General features: G+C 68.9%; 22 protein-coding genes and 1 tRNA gene. 14 read left to right on the forward strand and 9 right to left on the reverse strand.

Annotation, left to right across the window (positions count from 1 at the left end):
- The first annotated feature begins 243 nt into the window (after window positions 1-243).
- The 6 genes from topA (at window position 244) to KOI47_RS03005 (ending at window position 8,428) form a co-directional block, all read left to right on the forward strand.
- Complete coding sequence (gene topA / locus KOI47_RS02980; RefSeq protein ID WP_216213749.1) at window positions 244-3,039, forward strand: type I DNA topoisomerase; 2,796 nt, start codon at window positions 244-246, stop codon at window positions 3,037-3,039.
- A 56-nt stretch (window positions 3,040-3,095) separates the two neighbouring features.
- Window positions 3,096-3,890, forward strand: a complete 795-nt coding sequence (locus KOI47_RS02985) for an ESX secretion-associated protein EspG (protein WP_232376508.1) — start codon at window positions 3,096-3,098, stop codon at window positions 3,888-3,890.
- A gap of 32 nt (window positions 3,891-3,922) precedes the next feature.
- A complete protein-coding gene (locus tag KOI47_RS02990) occupies window positions 3,923-4,531 on the forward strand; it encodes a hypothetical protein (RefSeq protein ID WP_216213752.1) in 609 nt (202 codons plus the stop codon).
- Window positions 4,532-4,758: 227 nt separating this feature from the next.
- A complete protein-coding gene (locus tag KOI47_RS02995; protein WP_232376509.1) occupies window positions 4,759-6,864 on the forward strand; it encodes a bifunctional MFS transporter/dTMP kinase in 2,106 nt (701 codons plus the stop codon).
- Entirely contained in the window at window positions 6,861-8,054 is a 1,194-nt protein-coding gene (locus KOI47_RS03000; RefSeq protein ID WP_216213754.1) for a DNA polymerase III subunit delta', read from the forward strand. Before KOI47_RS02995 ends, KOI47_RS03000 begins: the two co-directional genes overlap by 4 nt.
- A 167-nt stretch (window positions 8,055-8,221) precedes the next feature.
- Window positions 8,222-8,428, forward strand: a complete 207-nt coding sequence (locus tag KOI47_RS03005; protein WP_216213757.1) for a DUF5708 family protein — start codon at window positions 8,222-8,224, stop codon at window positions 8,426-8,428.
- Between the two features lie 61 nt (window positions 8,429-8,489).
- Here the strand turns inward: KOI47_RS03005 and KOI47_RS03010 are convergent, their stop codons facing one another.
- Entirely contained in the window at window positions 8,490-10,145 is a 1,656-nt protein-coding gene (locus KOI47_RS03010; protein ID WP_216213760.1) for a hypothetical protein, read from the reverse strand.
- Between the two features lie 136 nt (window positions 10,146-10,281).
- Here KOI47_RS03010 and KOI47_RS03015 point away from each other — a divergent pair.
- Together KOI47_RS03015 and KOI47_RS03020 are read left to right on the forward strand one after the other, a co-directional pair.
- A tRNA-Thr gene (locus KOI47_RS03015) sits at window positions 10,282-10,355 on the forward strand.
- Window positions 10,356-10,436: 81 nt separating this feature from the next.
- Window positions 10,437-12,017 carry a tyrosine-type recombinase/integrase gene (locus tag KOI47_RS03020; protein WP_216213762.1) on the forward strand — a complete coding sequence of 527 codons (1,581 nt, stop codon included), beginning with the start codon at window positions 10,437-10,439 and terminating at the stop codon, window positions 12,015-12,017.
- Here the strand turns inward: KOI47_RS03020 and KOI47_RS03025 are convergent.
- Window positions 12,010-12,702: an NUDIX hydrolase gene (locus KOI47_RS03025; protein WP_216213765.1), complete on the reverse strand. Its 693-nt coding sequence runs from the start codon at window positions 12,700-12,702 to the stop codon at window positions 12,010-12,012. The genes KOI47_RS03020 and KOI47_RS03025 overlap by 8 nt on opposite strands.
- 612 nt (window positions 12,703-13,314) lie before the next feature.
- On the opposite strand from KOI47_RS03025, the gene KOI47_RS03030 reads away from it, so the two are divergent.
- The 3 genes from KOI47_RS03030 to KOI47_RS03040 all read left to right on the forward strand — a co-directional run bounded on the left by KOI47_RS03030 (window position 13,315) and on the right by KOI47_RS03040 (window position 14,669).
- Window positions 13,315-13,557, forward strand: coding sequence for a hypothetical protein (locus KOI47_RS03030; protein ID WP_216213768.1), 243 nt, complete (start codon window positions 13,315-13,317; stop codon window positions 13,555-13,557).
- Window positions 13,554-13,943: a transcriptional regulator gene (locus tag KOI47_RS03035; RefSeq protein WP_216213770.1), complete on the forward strand. Its 390-nt coding sequence runs from the start codon at window positions 13,554-13,556 to the stop codon at window positions 13,941-13,943. Before KOI47_RS03030 ends, KOI47_RS03035 begins: the two co-directional genes overlap by 4 nt.
- 69 nt (window positions 13,944-14,012) lie before the next feature.
- The gene (locus tag KOI47_RS03040) at window positions 14,013-14,669 is read left to right on the forward strand and encodes a hypothetical protein (RefSeq protein ID WP_216213773.1); all 657 of its coding nucleotides are present in this window, start codon (window positions 14,013-14,015) and stop codon (window positions 14,667-14,669) included.
- A gap of 177 nt (window positions 14,670-14,846) precedes the next feature.
- On the opposite strand, the gene KOI47_RS03045 is transcribed toward KOI47_RS03040, so the two are convergent.
- From KOI47_RS03045 to KOI47_RS03065, 5 genes are read right to left on the reverse strand one after another with little or no spacing between them, the layout of a single operon-like run.
- Window positions 14,847-17,000: an FtsK/SpoIIIE domain-containing protein gene (locus KOI47_RS03045; RefSeq protein ID WP_232376814.1), complete on the reverse strand. Its 2,154-nt coding sequence runs from the start codon at window positions 16,998-17,000 to the stop codon at window positions 14,847-14,849.
- 41 nt (window positions 17,001-17,041) lie between these two features.
- Window positions 17,042-17,920: a hypothetical protein gene (locus KOI47_RS03050; protein WP_232376510.1), complete on the reverse strand. Its 879-nt coding sequence runs from the start codon at window positions 17,918-17,920 to the stop codon at window positions 17,042-17,044.
- Complete coding sequence (locus KOI47_RS03055; protein WP_216213776.1) at window positions 17,917-18,249, reverse strand: hypothetical protein; 333 nt, start codon at window positions 18,247-18,249, stop codon at window positions 17,917-17,919. Before KOI47_RS03055 ends, KOI47_RS03050 begins: the two co-directional genes overlap by 4 nt.
- On the reverse strand, window positions 18,246-18,593 hold the full coding sequence (locus KOI47_RS03060) for a WhiB family transcriptional regulator (RefSeq protein WP_232376511.1): 348 nt from the start codon (window positions 18,591-18,593) through the stop codon (window positions 18,246-18,248). Before KOI47_RS03060 ends, KOI47_RS03055 begins: the two co-directional genes overlap by 4 nt.
- Entirely contained in the window at window positions 18,590-18,856 is a 267-nt protein-coding gene (locus KOI47_RS03065; RefSeq protein ID WP_232376512.1) for a helix-turn-helix domain-containing protein, read from the reverse strand. The genes KOI47_RS03060 and KOI47_RS03065 overlap by 4 nt, the downstream gene beginning before the upstream one ends.
- 187 nt (window positions 18,857-19,043) lie before the next feature.
- On the opposite strand from KOI47_RS03065, the gene KOI47_RS03070 reads away from it, so the two are divergent.
- The 3 genes from KOI47_RS03070 to KOI47_RS03080 all read left to right on the forward strand — a co-directional run bounded on the left by KOI47_RS03070 (window position 19,044) and on the right by KOI47_RS03080 (window position 20,678).
- On the forward strand, window positions 19,044-19,472 hold the full coding sequence (locus KOI47_RS03070) for a transcriptional regulator (RefSeq protein WP_216213782.1): 429 nt from the start codon (window positions 19,044-19,046) through the stop codon (window positions 19,470-19,472).
- 194 nt (window positions 19,473-19,666) lie between these two features.
- Entirely contained in the window at window positions 19,667-20,269 is a 603-nt protein-coding gene (locus tag KOI47_RS03075) for an NUDIX hydrolase (protein WP_216213785.1), read from the forward strand.
- Complete coding sequence (locus KOI47_RS03080) at window positions 20,262-20,678, forward strand: NUDIX hydrolase (protein WP_216213787.1); 417 nt, start codon at window positions 20,262-20,264, stop codon at window positions 20,676-20,678. Before KOI47_RS03075 ends, KOI47_RS03080 begins: the two co-directional genes overlap by 8 nt.
- Window positions 20,679-20,727: 49 nt before the next feature.
- On the opposite strand, the gene KOI47_RS03085 is transcribed toward KOI47_RS03080, so the two are convergent.
- Both KOI47_RS03085 and KOI47_RS03090 read right to left on the reverse strand, forming a co-directional pair.
- On the reverse strand, window positions 20,728-21,048 hold the full coding sequence (locus KOI47_RS03085; RefSeq protein ID WP_216213789.1) for a hypothetical protein: 321 nt from the start codon (window positions 21,046-21,048) through the stop codon (window positions 20,728-20,730).
- Window positions 21,049-21,068: 20 nt separating this feature from the next.
- Window positions 21,069-21,578, reverse strand: a complete 510-nt coding sequence (locus KOI47_RS03090; protein ID WP_216213791.1) for a nucleoside-diphosphate kinase — start codon at window positions 21,576-21,578, stop codon at window positions 21,069-21,071.
- Window positions 21,579-21,683 lie beyond the last annotated feature (105 nt).

Genomic DNA, 21,683 nt, shown 5'->3' on the forward strand with positions numbered 1-21,683 from the left:
ACGAACGGAGGGTATTCGTCCGGCTACCGAAGCCCCCAGCGCGGACGAGTCGGACATCACGTGCTAGGTGTGGAAAAGAAACATTGCCGGGCTCGCGGCCGATGCGCCCCACGCATGGTGGTGGCCGGTCGCGGTACCTGAGCGGACGTCACCGGCGAGAGCGGTGCACACTGACTGGTCGAACGGGCCGGGTGAACGAGTGTCGCCATCGCGGCGAGATGATTGAGCGGAGAGCAGGACAGCGTGGCTGGATCGGCACGGACCAAGAACTCTGGATCGAACGGCGCCGGTCGTCGACGGCTGGTGATCGTCGAGTCCCCGACCAAGGCCCGCAAGATCGCGCCCTACCTCGGCCGGGACTATGTGGTCGAATCCTCTCGTGGGCACATCAGGGACCTCCCGCGTGGCGCCGCCGACGTGCCTGCCAAGTACAAGGGCCAGCCCTGGGCCCGGCTCGGGGTGGACGTGGACAACGACTTCGAGCCGCTCTACGTCGTCTCGCCGGACAAGAAGGCCACCGTCACCGAGCTGAAGGGCCTGCTCAAGGACGTCGACGAGCTCTACCTCGCCACCGACCCCGACCGCGAGGGTGAGGCCATCGCCTGGCACCTGCTGGAGGCGCTCAAGCCGAAGGTCCCGGTGCGCCGGATGGTGTTCCACGAGGTCACCGAGCAGGCCATCCGCTCCGCCGCGGAAAGCACCCGTGAGCTGGACCCCGACCTGGTGGACGCCCAGGAGACCCGGCGCATCCTGGACCGGCTCTACGGCTACGAGGTCTCCCCGGTGCTGTGGAAGAAGGTCATGCCGAAGCTCTCGGCTGGCCGGGTGCAGTCGGTTGCCACCCGCATCGTGGTCGAGCGGGAGCGCGAGCGGATGCGGTTCACCTCGGCCTCCTACTGGGACATCGCCGCCACCATGGACGCGGGCGAGGACGCCTCGCCGCGGACCTTCCCGGCCCGGCTGGTGCAGGTGGACGGTGCCCGGCTGGCCACAGGAAGGGACTTCGGCGCGGACGGGCAGCTGACCGCGGCCGCCGCGAACAAGGACGTCCGGGTGCTGGTCGAGGCCGAGGCGAACCAGCTGGCCGAGGCACTACGCGGACAGGACTTCGCGGTCACCAGCGTCGAGGAGAAGCCGTACACCCGGCGGCCGTACGCCCCGTTCATGACCTCCACCCTGCAGCAGGAGGCGGGCCGCAAGCTGCGGTTCTCCTCCGAGCGCACCATGCGGATCGCGCAGCGGCTGTACGAGAACGGCTACATCACCTATATGCGTACCGACTCGACCACCCTCTCCGAGGCGGCGATCTCGGCGGCGCGCAACCAGGCGACCGAGCTGTACGGCTCCTCATACGTCTCGGCCAAGCCGCGGCAGTACACCCGCAAGGTGAAGAACGCGCAGGAGGCGCACGAGGCGATCCGCCCGGCAGGCGAGGTCTTCCGCACCCCCGGCCAGGTGGCCAGCGAGCTGGAGAGCGACGAGTTCCGGCTGTACGAGATGATCTGGCAGCGCACGATCGCCTCCCAGATGGCCGACGCCAAGGGCACCACGATGTCGGTGCGGATCACCGGCACCGCCACCAGCGGCCAGGAGTGCACCTTCGCCGCCTCCGGGCGCACCATCACCTTCGCCGGCTTCCTCAAGGCCTACGTCGAGGCGGTGGACAGCGAGGCGGGCGGCGAGGCCGATGACAAACAGAGCAGGCTGCCCCAGCTGCGCGAGGACCAGCAGGTCTCGGCGACTGAGCTGACCCCGGACGGCCACGCCACCTCGCCACCCCCGCGCTACAGCGAGCCGAGCCTGGTCAGCAAGCTCGAGGAGCTGGGCATCGGCAGACCATCGACCTACTCCTCGATCATCAAGACCATCCAGGACCGCGGTTACGTGTGGAAGAAGGGTTCCGCGCTGGTCCCGTCCTGGGTCGCCTTCTCCGTGGTCGGGCTGCTGGAGCAGCACTTCGAGCGCCTGGTCGACTATGACTTCACCGCGGCCATGGAGGACGAGCTGGACCGCATCGCCGCGGGGGACGAGCAGCGCACGCGGTGGCTTTCCACCTTCTACTTCGGCGGCGACACCGGGGCGGACGGCTCGGTGGGCCGGCTCGGCGGGCTGAAGAAGCTGGTCGGCGCCGGGGTCGAGGACATCGACGCGCGCGAGATCAACTCCATTCCGCTGTTCACCGACGCGAACGACCACACCGTGGTGGTGCGGGTCGGTCGTTACGGGCCGTACCTGGAGCGCGAGGTGGACGGCAGCTCGCAGCGGGCCAACCTGCCCGACGACCTGCCGCCGGACGAGCTGACCCCGGAGATCGCGGAGAAGCTGTTCGCCACCCCGCAGGAGGGCCGCTCGCTGGGCACCGACCCGGAGACCGGGCACGAGATCGTGGCCAAGGAGGGGCGGTTCGGTCCCTATGTCACCGAGATCCTGCCCGAGCCGGAGGAGGGCGAGACCAAGAAGAGCAGCAAGGCGAAGAAGCCCAAGCCGCGCACCGGTTCGCTGTTCAAGTCGATGTCCATCGAGGACATCACCCTGGACGATGCCCTCAAGCTGCTCTCGTTGCCGAGGGTGGTCGGCACCGACCCGGAGTCCGGCGAGGAGATCACCGCGCAGAACGGGCGCTACGGGCCGTACCTGAAGAAGGGCACCGACTCCCGGTCGCTGGCCACCGAGGAGCAGATCTTCGAGATCACTCTGGAGGAGGCGCTGAAGCTCTACGCCGAGCCGAAGCGGCGCGGCAGGCAGGCGGCGGCGAAGCCACCGCTGAAGGAGTTCGGCAACGACCCGGCCTCGGGCAAGCCGATGGTGGTGAAGGACGGCCGGTTCGGCCCCTACGTCACCGATGGCGAGTACAACGCCTCGCTGCGCCGGTCGGACAGTGTGGAGGACCTGACCGAGGAGCGGGCCGCCGAACTGCTCGCCGAGAAGCGGGCCAAGGGGCCCGCGCCGAAGAAGCGGTCGTCCACCCGCAAGAAGGCATCCAGCGGCAGCACCAGCGGTGGCACCAAGGGCACCGCCAAGTCCAAAACCAAGTCCTGACCTGGGATCGAACGCACGTTCGAGAAATTGTCGGTGGTGCCCGGTCTAATGTCCGGGTGACCGAGACGACAGTGACAACGAGAACGACGGCGACTGCGACGATCTTCGCCCTCCTGGACGAGGTTCTCGCGCCGCTGGTCAGCGCGGTGCCGGAGCGGCCGTCGCCGATGGAGTTCCTGGACCCGGACTTTCGCCTGCCCGCGGCGCTACAGGAGCGGCCGCCACCGGACAAGGGCGATCTGGCCGCCGAGGCGGAGCAGTACACCAAGGTCGTCGGCGATATGGCGGCCATGGGTCTGCTGCCGGAGGGCGAGGTGACTCCGGCAGCGGTGGCGCTGTACCGCACGCTGCGCGCCGGGCACATCCGCGGCGTGGTGACCGGTGTGTTCGCCGACCGGGCCGAGCCGCTGCAGGTGCGGTTCTTCGGCGATCAGGACTGCGCCACGGTGCTGAACGTGGTCGGCGGCGAGGTGCTGCTGCGCAGTGGCTCGGTGCGCGGGCTGCCGCAGTGGGCCTTCGACGACATCCGGGACGTGCCCCGCGGGCCGGGCGGTTTCGTCGAGCTGCGTGCCGACGAGCACGGGCTCTTGCCGGGTAGGGCTGCGGACACGGTGGCGATGATCAGGCGAAGTGTCGCCCGGCCGCGGTACGGCACCGTGCTGGTCGACCTCAGCGTCCGGGACCGGATCCGCAGCGAGTACCCGCGGGGTGCCTTCGTGCTGTTCGACAACGATGTCGGGCGGTACTTCCTCGGCACATCGGTGAACGAGCGCGGGCATTGGGTACTGCAGTACGCCCCGGCTGGCCGGGCGCATGCCGAACGGTGGGTCGAACATGCGGCGCTGGGCTGACGGATCCGGCGTTCCGCCCGCTACCCTTGCGGGTGAAGCTGACGTTGCGCAGGGGAGTGGTGACGGTGGGACAGGCTCAGTTCGACCCGGACGGCACCCAGGCGCCGCCCCCGCCGCCCGCGTTCAACGACCCCCTGGCCGGCCTGGTCACCGGCAGCGGACCCGGCAGTGGTGCCAGGGCCACCCCGGAGGACGAGGTGGAGGTCGAGATCGCTTCCCCGGTGGAGCCGGACCCCGAGGTCGTACGCGACATGGTGGACGCGGCGCTGACCAGCGAGCGCGACGAGGAGCTGTTCAGCAGGCTCCGGGGCGAGGACCGGAAGGGCAAGCAGGACGAGCAGGAGGAGCCCGGCCAGCCGGAGCAGAAGGGCACCACCGAGTCGGGTGCGCAGGCGCCTGCCCCCACCGCCGGGATGTTGCCCGCGCAACAGCAGCGGGCCTGGCCCGGCCAACCGCAGCTGATGCAGGCCTTCCGGCCGCGGCACCGGGACGAGAAGGAGTCACGGCCGCAGCCGGTGCGCAAGCCGTCCAGTGGCTCCGCAGGGCTCGGGATCGCGGTCGTGCTGCTGGTGATCTTCGGCGTGCTGGTGATCCAGCTACTGTCCAGCCTGTTCGACAGCTTCTCCGGCATCTTCAACTAGGGAGCTACCCGCGCACCGGGTGCGGTGCGACCCCACCGCGACTACCGTTCGGCGGTACAGGCTCCCGGCCCGACGGTTGGCTTGGTTGCCCTCGGGATACCCTGACTACACGTACGGGGGATTGCGGAGTGGCGGCCCTGTCGGGGTGGTCGCGAGCGGCCGCCGGAGACACGAGTTTGCGGGGTGGGCGCATTAGCGACGGAGCGCGGTCGACCAGCAGCGCGGGCGTGGATGCGGCCGCGGACGCCGACGCGTCCACCGTCTACCGGATCCGCCGGGTACTGGCGATCCCGCCGTTCCGCAGGCTGTGGGCCGTCACCTACCTGTGCAGCGTCGCCGACTGGCTCGCCCTGCTCGCGCTGACCGGGCTGGTCACCAAGTTCACCGAGGACTACGCCGCGCAGAACTTCGCCTTCGCCGGGGTGGTGCTCACCAACCTGCTGCCAGGGCTGCTGTTCGCCCCACTCGGCGGGCTGCTGGCGGACAAGTTCGACCGTCGCAAGGTCATGATCATAGCGGACCTGTTCCGCTGCGCGCTGCTGCTGTCCATCGCACTGGTCGGCAGCACCTGGTGGCTGTTCATCGGCAACTTCCTGGTCGGCTCCGCGGCGATGATGTGGATCCCTTCCAAGGACGCCGCGGTACCGAACCTGCTGCGCCGCCCGGACCAGGTGGAGACGGCCAACCAGCTGGGCATGGTGATGACCTACGGGCTCGCCGTGGTCACCGGCGCTGGGCTCTACTCGATTCTCACCGGCATCCAGACCACCTTCCACCTGCCGCCGGACGTGCTCGGCGAGTTCGGCATCGCCAAGGTGGTCGTGGTGCTGAACGGCCTGCTCTACCTTGGCAGCGCCCTGCTGCTCACCCGGATCCCCGAGCTCTCCCTGCGCAATGTGCACCCGGTGCCCAACGCGGGCGCCGCGCCGAAACCCGCCGCCGAAACGGCCTCCACCGGCCTGCTCGGCATGGTCCGGGACGCCGCCAAGTTCATCCGGAGCACCCCGCTGGTCCGCGGGCTGCTGATCGGCATGGTCGGTGCCTTCGCCGCGGGTGGTGCGGTGATCGGCTCGGCCAAGCCGTACTCCTCCAGCCTCGGTGGTGGCGACGCCGCGTTCGGCCTGCTGTTCGTCGCGGTGTTCGTCGGGGCCGCGGTGGGTCTGGCCGGTGCGCCGAAGCTGGCCAAGCGGCTGCCGCACGACCGGCTGTTCGGGGTCGGCATCGTGCTCGCCGGGCTGGCGTTGATCGTGGTGGCGCTGGCCCCGCATCTCGCGGTGGCCCTGGTCGCGGTGGCCGTGGTCGGCGCCTGTGCCGGCGCGGCCTTCCTGACCGGCGTCACCATCATCGGCTCGCAGATCGACGATGCCATCCGCGGCCGGATCAACTCCATCTACCAGGCGGCGCTGAAACTGATCGTGTTCGGCGCGACCGCGACCGTCCCGCTGCTGATCGGCCTGGTCCGGCGGCAGGAGATCAGCGTGTGGGGCAACTCGATCACCATCGACGGCACCCGGCCGGTGTTGCTGGGCGGCGGGCTGCTCGCCGCACTGGTCGGCGTAATCGCCTACCGGCAGATGGACTCCCGGCGCACCGAGCCGATCCTGGCCGACCTGCGCAACGCGATCCGGCGCAGGCCGCGCCGGGTGAACGGCCTGCTGATCGCGCTGGAGGGCACCACGGCGACCGACACCGCCGCGCAGGCCGCCCGGCTGGCCGAATGGCTGCGGTCCGGGCCGCGCCAGGTGGTGCTGGCTGCCGACCCCGCGCTGGACGACAAGCGGCTCACCGCCCTGGTTTCCGGCGCCTCGCTGACCGGGGCGAGGGCGCAGGCGCTGGCCGCGGCCGCGGTGCGGGCGGACATCGTCGAGCGGGATGTGCGGCCCGCGCTGGATGCCGGGGCGATCGTGGTGATGGAACGGTTCGTGGACTCGCCACTGGCCCACCTGTCTGCCGTGGCGGGTCTGGACTCCACGGAACTGGAGGGGCTGGCCGACTGGGCGACCAACCGGCTGCGCCCCGATGTCACCGTGCTGCTGGACGCAGGACCGAACCCGGCGACCACGAGCAGGATGGCCTCGCACGAAAACCACTGGCAGGTGCAGAATCTGCTCGCAGAGATGGCCGCGGCGGACCCGGACCGGTACGTCGTGGTGGATGCCGAGGGTAGTGCGGATGAGGTGGGTGGACGAGTGCGGACCGCGGTAGGGGCGGTACTGGCCGGCGGGCGGCTCGGCTTCCGGTCGCAACGACAGGTCGAATCCGCTGGCACGGCAGAGACAACGGAAAACACGGAGACAACGGAAAACACACAGCCCTCGGAGGCCTCGTCGTGACGCAGACGGTCTGGGCGCAGTTGGTGGGGCAGGAGCCCGCGATCGAGGTGCTGTCCGCGGCAGCCGAGTCGGCTGCCGCGCTGGTGTCGGGTTCGCCAACCGACTCGGGGGCGATGACCCATGCCTGGCTGCTCACCGGCCCACCCGGCTCCGGCCGTTCGGTGGCCGCGCGTACCTTCGCCGCGGCGCTGCAGTGCACCAGCGGCACCGGCTGCGGGGACTGCACCGGCTGCCGGACGGCGCTGTCCGGCACCCATGCCGATGTGCGGCTGGTGGTTCCGGAGGGACTGTCCATCTCGGTGGCGGAGATGCGCGCGCTGGTGCAGGCCGCCGCGCGGAAACCGACCACGGGGCAATGGCAGGTCGTGATCATCGAGGATGCCGACCGGCTTACCGAAGGGGCGGCGAACGCGCTGCTGAAGGCGGTCGAGGAACCGCCGGATCGCACGGTTTTCCTGCTCTGCGCGCCCTCGGACCATCCGGAGGACATCATCGTGACGATCCGCTCACGGTGTCGGCTGGTGAGCCTGCGCACGCCGCCACGGGCGGCCATCGCGCAGGTGCTCATCGAGCGGGACGGCATCGAACCGGAGCTGGCCGAGTGGGCGGCCTCGGTATGCGGCGGGCATATCGGCAGGGCACGCAGGCTGGCCACGGATCCGAGTGCCCGCGAGCGCAGGGCGGCCGTGCTACGGATCCCGCTCGGGCTGCGCAGGGCGGGCGATGTCTTCGCCTGTGCCGACGACCTGATCAAGACCGCCGAGGCGGACGCCACCGAGGAGAGCAAGGCCAAGGACGAGGCCGAACAGGAGGCCGTGCGCACCGCGATGGGCGCGGGCGGCAGCGGTAAGGGTGTCGCCGCGGCGAAACGGGCCGCCGACGCCGCGGTCCGGCAACTGGAGAAGCGGCAGAAGTCGCGGGCCACCAGGACCCAACGGGACACCCTTGATCTGGCCCTTGTCGACCTCGCCGGTTTCTACCGCGACGTACTGGTCACCGCCAGCCGTTCCGGGGCCACCCTGATGCATCCCGATCGCGCCGAGGACAGCGCGCGGGCCGCGGCCGAATGGTCCCCGACCTCCACGCTCCGCCGCTTGGAGGCGGTACTGGCCTGCCGTGAGGCGATCGTGTGGAACGTGAAGCCGCGGATCGCGGTGGAGGCCATGGTGACCACGCTGCGCCAGGGCTGACCATCCGGCCGGATTCCCGCACCCGGCTTGGCAAGCTGGTGGTCGGCTCGTGCGCCGAGGCGTAACTTTGCCGCAGTGGCGCGGCGCTTCTCGTCCCGCCCTGCCCTGGCGACCAGCCGTGGCAGTACCTCGTTCGTCGCCTCGTTCGTGTCCGCTACGGAGGATGCATGTCCGGGAACGTCAAATCGTTGCTGGCCGGTGCCTTGCTGCTGGCCATCGGTCTGGTGCTCGCGCTCACCGGCACCGGCGTCGGGACCCCGATCGCCGATCTGGACAAGATCGGCATCGTGCTCGCGCTGCTCGGCGGGATCGAACTGGTAGTGACCATCGTCGCCATGCTCAGGTCGAGCCGGCGCACGGCCGACCGCGGTTAGCTCCCCGGTCAAGCTGAAGGGGCGGGGATCGGGTCCCCGCCCCTTCAGCCGGTCACCCGATTTACGAGCGTGGGTATGGCGAGGGCTTGGCCGGGTCTGTTGCCGCGCTCAGGCGCCTGCGCCCTGGCAGGGCGGCCACCAGCACCACGCCGGCCAGCAGCAGGCCGGTTCCGGTCCAGAAGATCGGCACCGTGGAGTACGCCGCGCTGGTCTGTGCCAGCTTCTCCGGCACGCCGGGTGCGTCACCGCCGCCGGGCGGTGGGCCCGGCTGCTTGATGGTTCCGCATTCCACCCCGCCCTCGGGGGCGTAGGCCCTGGCGATCTGCTCGCCGAGGGACAGCTGGGCCAGTGAGGAGGGCAGCTTCTCCGCCGCGTCCTCCGGCAACGCGTCCTTCAGCAGCTTGGTGGGCAGCACCTGCAGGTCCAGCAGCCGGGCCGAGGCGCCGAGCTGGTAGCCCTTGAACGGGTCGGTCATGTCCATGGACTGCTCGTTCAGCTGCGCGATGGACAGCCGCAACACCCCGAGGTCGAGCACGAACCCCTTGGCCGCCTCGGTGATCGGCTTCGTGACGTTCTCGGCCAGTTCGGCGAGGCCGCCGATGACCGGAACGTCCCTGATCTGCTCGAATCCGGCGATTTCCTTGATCCCGGGCAGCGGGATCCCGATCGGGATGTCCTGGGTGGGGTTGGCCGCGTCCAGGGTGAACAGCACCTCGCCGTTCCGTTCCACGGTCAGCACCGGGGCCTTGTACTCGACCGTGGAGGTCTCCTTGTTCCCGGTGGAGGTGACGGTGAGGGTCGGCTGGCTGGCCACCTTGATGGTCAGGCCGAGCGGGGTGCCCTTCAGGATGTTGATGTCCGCGGCCTGCATGGTCGAGATGGACTGCACGGCCTTGCGGTCGGAGTCCGGGATGTCCACCAGCCGGACCGTGGACCGGGAGGACAGCGTGTTCGGCAGGCTGATCAGCGAGCCGGTGCCGTCGCCCTTCGGCTTGTCCCCGCCGGAGAGCAGGCCGCCAAGGCTGGCCAGCGGGCCGGGCAGCTTGCCGAGCGTGTCCTTCAGGCCATCGCCGGCCTCGGTCAGTTCGCCCGCCTGCGGCATCGAGGGGATGACGTTGAGCACGGACAGGCTGGCCAGCGAGGTGGAGGCGTCGGCGATGGTGCCGACACACGGGCCAAGTTCAGGGCTCCAGCGGGCATGTGCCTTGCCGTTCAGCAGGCCCACGTTCAGCAGTGGGTTCGGCGGGGCGTTCAGCCCGCCGGTGATGGGTTCCGGGTTGTCCGGCAGTGCCGTCTGCACCAGCGAACCCGGCAGTTGCGGCGCGTTCCCGGCCACCGAGGCGCCGAACGGGGATGCCTGCGCGATCGAGCGCTCATAAGCCAGGTACGCCTCGGAGTTGGCCTGCGCGCTGGACAGCCCGAGCCCACCCTCGAAGGCGGCCTGCTTCGGCAGCTCCTCCGACATCTCGTCGATGATCGCGCTGGTCGGCACGGCATCCGGCAACAGCCGCAGCACGCCGAGTCCGGTGCCCGCGTCGCCGACGGCCTTGCCGGTCGGCTGCACGTTCGGCGGCGAGGAGATGGGTGGCTGGCCCGGGTCCTTCGGCTGCGGGATCGGCGTCGTGGGGATCTCCTGCGCCATCGCGGGCACGGCGGGCAGGGCGAGCACGGCAGCCGTCACGGGGAGTGCCAGCAGGCGGGGCAGGCGTCCGCGCATATGCAGAGTCCTCCTGATAGGCCGGGTCAGTCGACTGAGACTGACGTCATAGCAGGCTAACGACGGTGGGGGCCGAAAGTGACGCGGAGTGTTGCCGCTACACTGTCCAATCGAGGGATGGGCGCGCTCGTCCTCTGCCGCGTTAGCTCAGTCGGCCAGAGCGGTTCACTCGTAATGAACAGGTCAGGGGTTCGATTCCCCTACGCGGCTCGCAGGTGAGAAGGGGTCCGGTTCCGCCGGACCCCTTCTTCATGGCCCGACACGTGGCCCGAACGGGCTTATGATGTGCCCATGGCCAAGACAGCGCGACCCCGCAAGCGCCGTAGGGGCAAGATCGAGACCTTGCCAAGCGGTTCGCTCCGGGTACGGGTCTACGCCGGTAAGGACCCGGTCACCGGCAAAGACCACTGGCTCAGCGAGGTGGTCAAGAAGGGCCCGGACGCTGCCAACGAAGCCGAAAAGGCACGCACGCGATTGCTCAACCAGGTGGATGAGAGGCGTGCGCCTCGCACCCGTGCCACTGTCGGTCAACTCTTGGATCGCCATTTCGAGCTGCTCAAGGTCGAGGACAACACGCTGACCGGGTACGACTCGCTCGCCCGTATCCACATCCGGCCGTTGCTTGGTGACCAGCCGCTCGGCCGGATCGATGGTGAGATTCTCGATTCCTTCTACAAGGAACTGCGGACCTGCCGGGCGCACTGCCGGGGCCGCAAGTACGTGCAACACCGCACGGACCGGCCGCACGAGTGCGATGATCGGTGCGGTCCGCACAAGTGCGAGCCGCTCGGCGACGGGTCCATTCGCAAAATCAAGGCGATCCTGACCGGCGCCGGTAAGCGCGCGCGGCGCTGGGGATGGATGGGAACGAACCTGTTCGAGCTGGCCGAGCCCGTGCCGGTCGCGCGACCCAACCCGCAGCCACCTACGGCGGACCAGGCGGCAGTTATCGCCAACGAGGCGTGGCAGGAACTCGACTGGGGAATGCTCGTCTGGCTCGCCATGATGACCGGTGCCCGGCGCGGTGAGCTGTGCGCTCTGAAATGGGACCGGGTGGACTTCTCGGCGGGTGTGCTGACCATCCGGTCAAGCATCGGTCAACGGGGGAGCCGCACGTGGGAGAAGGACACCAAGACCCATCAGCAACGCCGGATCGCTCTGGACGAGCAGACGGTGACGTTGCTGCGTGCGTACCGGCGGCACTGCGCGGAGCGGGTCGGAATCGGCCCTGAGATGCCCGTTGAGGCTCGTATCTTCTCCCCAGTTCCCGATGGTTCCACCTGGCTGAAGCCGGACACGGTGAGCCAGCGGTACGCCCGGATGTGTGCGCGCCTCGGCTGGGACATGAACATTCACCAGCTCCGGCACTACTCGGCGACCGAACTCATCGCGGCAGGGGTGGACGTTCGGACGGTCGCCGGACGGCTCGGCCACGGTGGCGGGGGAGCCACCACACTGCGCGTCTACAGCGCGTGGGTATCCGAGGCCGATCAACGTGCGGCCGGTTCGCTAACCGGCAGGATGCCGGAGCTACCGACCGTGCTGGACGACTCGGGCAAGCTGACTGAACCCGTCTCGACGGCAGGCGATGAAGATGAGAGTCCCTACCGGCGGATTGCCGCTGACCTGCGGGGAGCCATCGTGAGCGGCATCCTGCGGTCGGGCGATCAGCTACCGACCGTCGCCGATCTCGCGGCCCGGTACGCGGTCTCGTTCGGCACCGCGCAGCGCGCGATCGCCCAGCTCAGGGCGGCCGGACTCGTGACGGTCAGCCGGGGACGGCGGGCGGTCGTCGCCGATCCGGTGGCCAAGGCTGCCGGTGAGCCCGGCGAGATCGTCAATCTCGACGCGAAGCGTCGCGAGATCAAGTAGGGACGCCTTCCTTGAGCGCGCGCATGACCGGGCCGTAGATCTGATCTTCCGGAATCATCCTGGTTACGTCTGCCTTGCCGATCCAGACGACATCCACGTTTTCCACGACGTCAACGTTCTTGGCTTCTCCCGTCACGTAGTCGCACAGTATGTAGTCGCACACGACCTTGGTGACCGGGTGGAGCCGTGTCCCGAGGTTGCGCGTCACCACGCAGTGCACGCCCGTTTCGTCCAGCGTCTCGCGGACCGCGACCATCTGCGCGGAGGCACCCGGCTTGACGAGACCGGCCGGAAACTGCCAAGTAATGCCGTTGCCCTCGTGCCCTCTGCGGCAGACAACCAGCACCTCTGAACTCTTGGTGACGATGGCCACGGCAACGCGCAGTGGGTGCGCCATCGTGGGCATCTTGCGCGGCGGCGAAAGAAGTTCCTGAACGCTCAGCCCGAAGATTCTTTGCAGCAACCGCGCGGTCGCGGGGCGGACAGGGCCGAGCGGTGAACCATCCGGCCGGGTGCCAGCGATCAACCTCTGTAGGTGCCGCACGCTGAGCGTTCCGGGTTCGTCGTGTTCCCGAGCGAACTTCTCGGCGTCCTCGGCGAACTCTTCCAACGTCTGCTGACGTTCCCGAATCAACTGTTCGAGCAAGGTGCGGGCGGGCGTGTCCGCCGAACCGCTCGCGGTCATGGTCAACCTCCCCGCCGGGGTTGCCTCGTGTCGTCCCTATGTCGTCCCCAAGGCGTGCACACGTCGTGTTCGCCGTATCGCTCTCGGGAAAGACTGATTTCAGTCTGCCATAGAGATTTATTACATCCGTAGTGGTGCTAGCGAGGGGGTGCGGGTGGTCGACCAGGAGGTGTACGTGGACCGCGCGCTCTGTGTGACGTGGCAACGGTGTATCGCTGATGGCCGAGACCATGCCGTGACCGACGAGGCGCTGACCGAGTGCCTGCTGGAGAGGCACGGCGAGTGCGAGTCGGTGTGTGGGCATGTGGTGGTGCTGGGTTCGGCGTTGCTGCCCCCGGCGCCGCCGTGTCGGCAGTGCCATGCGTACCTGCGGGCACGCGCGAGCATGCGCCCGTTCGACCTTCGGATGCGTCCGCACCGGCACCGTAAGCCTGGCTTGTTGCGGCGCTTGGTCCGCCGCAACAAGGCGGCCGTCCCGGCGCCGCGCCAACCGGAAGGCGCAGGCGTATCCTCCCCCGGTCGGGACGGCCGCGCACCGAATCCGGCAGGCGCGAGCACGGGCGCGGCACGGCTCGCGCCTGCCGGATCGGCCGGTGCGCGGGAGGGTGCGCGGTGACGGTGCGGTTGCTGTTCGCCCGGCCGCTGCCGGGAACCGTGGGGGAGACCCAGCGGGTGACGCACCTGTTCGCGGTGCCGCCGGAGAGTGACTCGACTCCGCAGGAGTTGACCGCCTTGTGCGGGACGGCGTTCGGGCATGGCGAGCTGGAGTTGCTGGACGGCGTGCGGGGGATGCCGTGCGAGTCCTGCATGGTCCGCTCACCCGGTCCCGGCCTCGGGGTGGCGATCCGCTCGTGACTGCGAGGTCCCGGTTGCGGCTGGTGTCGGACAGGAGCGAGGACTACTGCGAAGGGCTGGACCCGTTGCTGCTACAGCCGGTGCCGTTGTTCATCTGCACCGTGCTGGTGCATCTGCGGTGGTGTCGGGTCGCGGTGGTGCGCGACACGGTGAAGGTGCGTGCTGCCGCGTTGTCCGCGCAGGTGAGCAAGCTGCGCGTGGTCGGGTATGTGGAGACCCGCCGCGACAGTTCGCAGCATGTGATTCGCCTCACCCCGTTGGGGTGGGAGCGGCTCAACCGGCATCTGACCGCGCAGGGTGCGATGGTCGCGCGGGCGTACGAGCTGATCACCACTGCGATGGAGATCGAGCCTGCCGAGGTGCCGCCGGATCGGGACGGTGCCTGAACCTTGTTCCGTGACTCGTTTCGTGACACCCTCGATTGGTCACGAAATGAGTCACGGAATGGATCGGGCATGTCGTCACTGTGTGCGGGGTGTGGCCAGCCGCTACCGGAGCGGGCGGTCTCGGGGCGTGGTCGGCGCCCGCGCTACCACGGTCCGGCATGTCGGCAGCGCGCCCGGCGCGCCCGGATCAGCAGTGAACGCGGTGACGCGCTGACGGCGGTCGCCGAGGTGGAGGCTGCGACCGCTGCGTTGCGTGCCGCGTTGCTGGCCGGTGCCGATCCGGCCGCCGAGGTGGAGCGGCTGCGCACCGCGACCGATAACGTGACGCGAACCGTGACGTCACCGATGGTGGCTCCGGTAGCGACCCGGCGCGACGCGGTGCCACCGGCCGATGTCACGGAATCTGTCACGGAATCCAGTGTGGACACCAAGCCGTCGAAGCGGGCGCGGCATGCGCCGGTCCGGCGGGGCGCGGTGGATCTGGACTCGGTTCGGCTGGCACGTTCGACCGATCCGGTGCGGCCCGGCTGGCGGGTGCTCACCGGTCCTGTCGAGGACGTGACCCTGCTCGGCTGGCTGGAACCCGTCCGCACGGCAACCGGTCGCCGGAGTGGTGGGTGGCAGGCCACCACCGCCCCGCACCTGCTGACGGTGCCCGGCGGGCCGTGGAAGACCCGGCAGGACGCCTTGGTGCGGTTGGTTGACCATCGCTTGCGCACGGTGTGACGGGTCGCCACCACGTCCCGGAAGCGGCTCGGCTCGGCGGATTCGTGACGGGCGTGACGGGTTCGGGCGTACCCGTCTCACCCGTCACGGGCACTGTTTGCGCAGCTCAGGATAGATATGTACCCGTCACGCCGGGTGTGACGGCGTGACGGGTAGGCGGGACGGGTTGGTGACGGGTTACGGGTCGTCCTCGACCACCTCGGCGTCGGTGGGGGTGCCGTTGCGGCAGCGTTCGATGGCGGCCCGGATGTCGGCGGTGTGGTAGCCGCGTACCTGCCGGGTGGTGCCGTCGCCGCGTGGCACCCGCGTCCGGTCGGAGCGGCACCCGAGTTCGCCCATCTGGCGCCCGAACGCGGTCGCGTCGATGTCGAGCGCGTCGACCAGCTCGGTGCTGGGGATGAACTCGCGCTGGTCGAGGTCGTCGCCGAGGTAGTCGACCACGGCGCCGAGCGGTTCGGGCAGCTCGACCGGCCGCCGGGCGCCCAGTGGCTCGCGGGTGGACGCGCCGATGGTCTTGGCCACGGCGGTGTGGTCAGGCACCGGGTGGGTGTCCTGCCCGGCAGCGTGGCCGCTGAGTGTTCCGGCTGCCTCGCGAAGGGCGCGGCCGTGGTGGCAGAGGGCATGCCAGTCTGCACCGGTCATCAGGTAGGTGCGCACCATCAGCGCGAGCACATCGGCCCCGGCCTCGGTCTCCCCGTCCGGCCGCAGGATGCCCACCCCCTTGTGCGAGGGCAGCAGTCGGCTGGAGTCGAACCCACGGGTGTTCATCTGTTCGCCGAGGATGATGTTGCTGTCGCGCCAGTCCATCACGCGCAGCGCGAACCGGGACCCGAGCACCGCCCGCAGTCCGGACGGGATGGTTTTGGAGTCCGGCCGCTGTGTGGCCAGCACCAGCACGATCCCGGCGGCCGGGGCTTTCTTGGCCAGCCAGGTGAGCAACTCGCCGATGTACTCACCCGCCGGGACCTTCTTGCCCTGCACCTGAACGGGGGTCCGGTCTTCCAACGGCACCTGCACCTCGTCGATGAACACCGGGGTGATCGGCATGCCCAGCGCGGGGTCGCGCGACATCTGCGGGGTGATCTTCGATTCCGGGCAGATGGTGTCGTCCAGTTCCCGCATCCGCCGGTACCGGCCCTGGACCTCGGCCACCAGCTCCACCAGCCAGTCCAACAAGGCCAGGACGTGGTCGGTGTCGTCGCCGGAGAGGAACCGGTGGGCCACCTGCGCGGCGGCCATCCAGTCCTTGCCGCCCTTGAAATCGGCCACGTACACGCGGGTGTGTGGGTCGAGGATCATCCCGGCGGCCGCGGTGCGGGTGGCCACGGTCTTGCCCTGCCTCGGGATCGCCCCCACCAGGAGCGAGGTCCACACCAGCGGCACGTCAATGCGCCGGTCGCGGGCGTCCCGCCCGAAGGGCACCGGCCGCCAGGCGTCCCACTGCTCCACCCCGAGCAGCGGTGTCCGCATCGGGGGTTTGTCGTAGGGGTCGGCGTCGGCCACCCACAGCGCCACCCGGCCGGCGTGCCCGCCCCGGCCGCGTACTCGCTCGGCCATCAGCTGGATCTCGTCCACCGCCAGCGCGGAGGCGAGTGCCTCGCGGTTCTTCACCACATCGGCCGCCTTGCGGGTGGCGGGCAGGTCCACGGTCACGGCCCACCCGTCGCCTTCGCGGTGCGCGCGCTCGACCAGCCGTAGCGATTCGTCCTTGCCGATCAGCTTCGCGTCCCGGAAGGCGTCCACCAGCACCTGCGGGTCCATCGTCCAGGTCAGCGAGCGCGGCCCGGCCAGCACGGCCTTGCGGCCGGGGCTGCCGTCTTTCCGCCTGCCGAGGATGGCCAGCGCCACCGACGCGACCCCGCCCGTGATCCAGAGCGGGCGCCAGCCGTCCAGGAACACCCCCAGCGTCCCGGCCACGGTCACGGCCGCCGCGATGGCGCCGGTGACCCGCCAGCGGAACAGGGTCAGTTCCCGGATCTCGGTGAACTTGTCCGCCAGCTTCTCCGACTCCTCGGCCGCCTCGCGGTAGTCCCGCACGGTGACCCAGCGGCGCCACCACCGCACACCCGCCACCACACCCCGGGCAACGGCACCGAGGTAGCGCCAGGGCGAACGCACTACGGCCGCAACGGCATCCTTGGCGGCCTGCCGCCCCTGCGGACCGCCCTGGAACGCGACCGGCACACGCGGGGAATGCTGCCACCACGCGGCCAACCGTGCCCGGCGTGAACGCGGGCGCGGCACCGGCCCGTGGTCGACCAGCTCACCATCCAACACCGCCGAGTCGACCTCACGTGAAGCCGTGCGGGCGAGCGTCCCGGCACCGTTCACCGCACCCTCCGGTGGGGTGTTCAGCGGCGCGTCCTCGGCGTTCACTCCGGCACCCCCTCGCCCGGTGCGGAGTCCTCGAGTTCGGCCGCCAGGGCGGCGGCCAGCCGGGGCGACAGGCCCCGCGAGCAGCCGGTGACCTGCCGAATCCACGCGGGACTCACCACCACCCCCGGCGTCCAGGAGTCCCTGGCCTCGGCGAGGTAGTCACCGAACAGCTTCCGCCGCCGCGCCCGCGTACCCGGCCGCCGAGCCGACCGCCGGGCGGTGTCCGGCCGTTGTTCGTGAACCCGGTCCGCCCCGGCCGGGGCGGACCGGCGGGCAGCGTCGGTGAACGCCACCGTCACCGCCTCGGTCAGCTTGTCCCGCAGATCCGTGACCGCCTCGGCAGCGGCGAACACCATCAACGGCGGCACCGAGTGCAGCACGATCCCCGACAGCGACCCGACCGCATACGAGGTCCACGTGTTCATCACATAGGTGGCCGCCAGCGCCAGCCACTTCGCGGCACGCACCCATCGGCCGGTGGGGACCTGGTAGCGGGCGGTGACCTGCTCGGCCCGCAGGATCGCCAGCAGCACCAGCGACACCATCGGATCCAGCAGCCACGCCGCCAGCCACGGCAGCGACCACACCGCCGCCCCGGCGGCGGCGAAGTGCTGCACGTTGGTCATCGTGAACGCCAGCCCGAGCACGATCCCGGCCCAGCACCACCGATCCACCTGCGCCCGTACCCGCTCCACCCGCAACGCCACCACATCCGGATGCGTCTGGTGCGCACGGACCTCGGCCGCCTCGGCCGCATCCCGCGCCAACCGCTGCCCACGTGTCAGCGGCACATGGGTGGCGTCCTGCGGCCGGTCGGGGGCGGGTGGCCGCCCAGCGGCGGCCACCCCTTCCCGTCCCTTCTGCGGCGTGGTCATCGGTGACCACCACCCCGGCGCCGGGCGGTGCCGATCTCGGTCACGGTCAACGCACGTGTCAGCACATAAGCCGCGATCAGATCCGGCAGCGCCAGCGCCACCACCAGCAGCGTCGGGTTGTCGATCTGGGTGATCACCACCCACTGCACGCCGACGAACGCGGCGGCCATCAACAGCACCCGCCCGGCCAGCGACACCACCCGCGCACCCGCCCGCGCGGTCTCGGCCGCCCGGCGCGCCTGGCGCGACCCGGCCCGCCACACCAGCACCAGCGCCAGCAGCACACCGAACCCGGCCAGCACCTGTTCCACGGTGAGGTTGAGCGTCACGGCTGCTCACCCCCACGGCGACGGTTGGGGTGGCGGACCTTCCACACCCGCCACACCGCCCGCCGATCTGTGTCCGGCAGCGCACCCCACACACCCACCGTGGACTCACCGGCAGTGCGCAGCTCCAGCTCCAGACACTCATCCATCACCGGGCAGCCCGCGCACATCCACGCGGCCAACTCCCGATCCACATCCTCCTGACCGGACAGCTCCGGCAACTCGGTGCGATCGAACGCCCAGAAGCACAGACCGTCTCGGGTCACCACCCGGTACAGCACCGCATCCGGCACCCCGGCATAGCGGTCCAACCTGGCGGCCATCTGCTCGTAGTCGTCTCGGTTCACCACGACGCACCCCCCGACGCACGGCCGAGCTCGCGGGCGGTGCGCCACCTGGTGACCACCTCGGCGAGATCGATGCATCCACCCGACTCGGTGACCTCGGCGATCAGCCGGTTGAGTGCGGCTGCCGGGACCACGTAACGGGTGCGGATACGGACGGCCGGGAAAGCGTCGTCCCTGATCGCGCGGTACAGCGTGACCGGGTTGACGCGCAGGATGCGTGCGGCTTCTTGGACTGTGTAGAACGCCGGACTGGCGTTCGTCATGTTGGTATCCATTGGATTTGTTCCCCAAGGTTGAAGATCTGGATGGATGTTTTAATCCGTAATACATGGATGATTTCATCCCGAATGACGACGCGAAGCGCTGAAATGCCCGCGCGTGCCCTCGGGCCGACTTGGCGATTTCCGGTTCGCGCTACCCTCGGGGCCGAGGCGGAGCGCGGAGGAATACGTGACGGAAGACTGGGCGGCAGTCGCTAGCGCAATCAATCAGCGCATGGCGCAGCTTGGCGTGAGCCAGCGCGAAGTCATTATGCGATCGCAGCTCTCGAAAGCCGTTGTCCGCGAGATTCAGCACAACGTTGTCCAGCGCCGCCGTAGCGACCGCACCCTGGAGGCGCTCTCGGTCGCGCTTGACTGGCACCCCGGACACCTGGCCGCCGTTCTCGCCCAGCGCAGGCCGCCTGAAGTGGGCGAACCCGTCGTACGCCCGGATGACGACGTGCCCGGCCGACTCGCTGTGATCGAGCACCAGTTGCGTCAGATAAACGACCGTCTGGCCCGGATCGACGCTTTCGGTGACCGGCTTAACGAGATCAACGCCAATGTCGCCACCGTCGCTGAGAATGTCGCTGCGGTACGGAAAGAGCGGGATCGGTAGGGGTCTCTGATGACTGAATTTCATGTCTCTCAGTCAACGCCGAATCCCCTGCACAAACGATGTACTGCACAGGCATCGGCAGTGCACTTCCGATGCACTGGCAGTGCACTTCAAGGTTCCGGGGGGCCGGATCGATGGGGATGGTGAACGACTGGACCGGCCGCACGGCGTGCGCTCTGCAAGCCGCCCTGCGCATGACTAACGATGCGTTCGCGAAGCATCTCGGCGTAGCGATCCGGACAGTTGGCAAGTGGCATGAACGACCAGACCTGACGCCACGGACAGAGATGCAACAACTCCTGGATACGGTGCTCGACCAGGCGCCGGACGCGGCAAAGTCTAGGTTCGCGCTCATCGTGAGCGAGGGCGCAGAGGCAGTGTCGAGTGGCTCAGACCCCGCCCAGATGTTGAAAGTGGCGATCGCCGTTGTGGCGACAGAGAAGAAAGTGCTTCTGGTCTGTCGAAGAGGCGACGACGGTCAGGGGATCTCGTGGCAGTTCCCGGCGGGCATGGTCAAGCCTGGCGTCCAGCCGGAGACCGTCGCGGTCCGCGAGACTCTCGCCGAGACCGGCGTTCACTGCGTTGTGGTTCGCGGCCTCGGTAGCCGTTTGCACCCGGTTACGAACGTATTTTGCGAGTACCTACTGTGTGACTACCTGGCCGGAGACGCAGAGAACGTCGACGTTGTCGAGAATGTTAGCGTCATCTGGGCTGACAAGAGCAAATTGACGCGCTTCATCCCGGCCGAGCAGATTTTCCCGCCAATACTGGACGCTTTGGAGGTACCGAGTGACTGAGCCGACGACCGAGGCCCCGCAGCCGCCGATCGCTGCCGCAGTCGTCGTCAAGGACGCGAAAGTGCTTCTCGTCCGACGGCGGGTAAAGGAAGGCAGCCTGTCGTGGCAGTTCCCGGCAGGGGAAGTCGAAGAGGGAGAGTCGGCAATCCAAGCGGCTGTACGCGAGGTTCGCGAAGAGACCGGTCTGACCGTCGCCGAGTCCAAGGTTCTTGGCGAGCGGGTGCACCCGAATACCGGCCGGACCATGATCTACGTAGCGTGCGACTATGTGACAGGCGAGGCGACCGTGGTGGACAACGAGGAACTAGCCGAGCTTGCGTGGCTGGAACACGGTCAGCTTGCTGAGTACGTGCCGTACGGCCTTTTCGGACCGGTGCAGGAACACTTGGACGAGGTGCTCAAGAACTGACCGCCGAGCGGTCCCGACTCCCAAGCGTCGGGACCGCTCGCGCAGGTCGTCAGGCAAGTACGTCCGCGAGACGTTCACGCACCACATCCGCGTGCAAGAACTCAGGCAGGGGAACGCCACCGACGGACATGCGAGTGCTTGCCACCTGGTCGAGCCGAGCGGACGGAAGTTCGTCCAGCAGCTCTATGGCGCGGTTGGCCCACACCTTCGCCAGGTCGAAGTGGCGGGCGCCGCCAACGTCCTCGTTGCGGTACCGGAATGCGAGCGCGTAAGCGGTCTCGGCGGCGGCCCGCTTGTCGGTGGTTACCTCACGGTCGAAGGCAGCGTGAAGTTCGTCCAGCGGCACGCGATTGTCCGAGTCGGCTGCCATCGTCGCGTCTGCTCCCACCGTCAGTACGCGAGCTTCTCAGCGAGCGTCTCGTAGTCGAACAGCTCGCCAGCCGGGAACCAAAGCTCAACTTCGTACTTGGCTTCCTCGGCGTTGCCGGAAGCGTGCACGAGGTTCATCACTGCCTTGCCGCTGACCTCGGACGATGCCTTGGTCTGGTGCGCGAAGTCGCCACGTACGGTGCCCGGCGCGGCGTCGTTCGGGTAGGTGCTGCCGATGATCTTCCGGACCTTGGCCACGGCGTCCACACCTTCGAGCGCCAGCGCGATAACCGGTCCGGTCTGCATGAAACCGGCGGTGCAGTCGTAGATCTCCTTGCCAAGCCGCTCTTCGAGGTCGAAGTAGTGCTTACGCGTGAACTCGGCGTCCATGTGCTTCATCTTGGTGCCGACAATCTTCAACGCGGCGTCCTCGAAGCGCGTGATGATCCGGCCAGCCAGGCCGCGCGAGACGGCATCAGGCTTGAGAAGTACAAGGGTCCGCTGCACACCGAGGTCAGCCGAGTCTGCCATTGGGGTTCCTTCCTTCAGGTTTCACGACAGATAGTATCTGCGCTACTCGATGCGTCTGCGTTGCGGTCGACCTAGCCCTAGAGATCGTGAGTTAACGCTATTACT

The sequence above is a fragment of the Amycolatopsis aidingensis genome (genome assembly GCF_018885265.1).
Lineage (GTDB): Bacteria > Actinomycetota > Actinomycetes > Mycobacteriales > Pseudonocardiaceae > Amycolatopsis > Amycolatopsis aidingensis.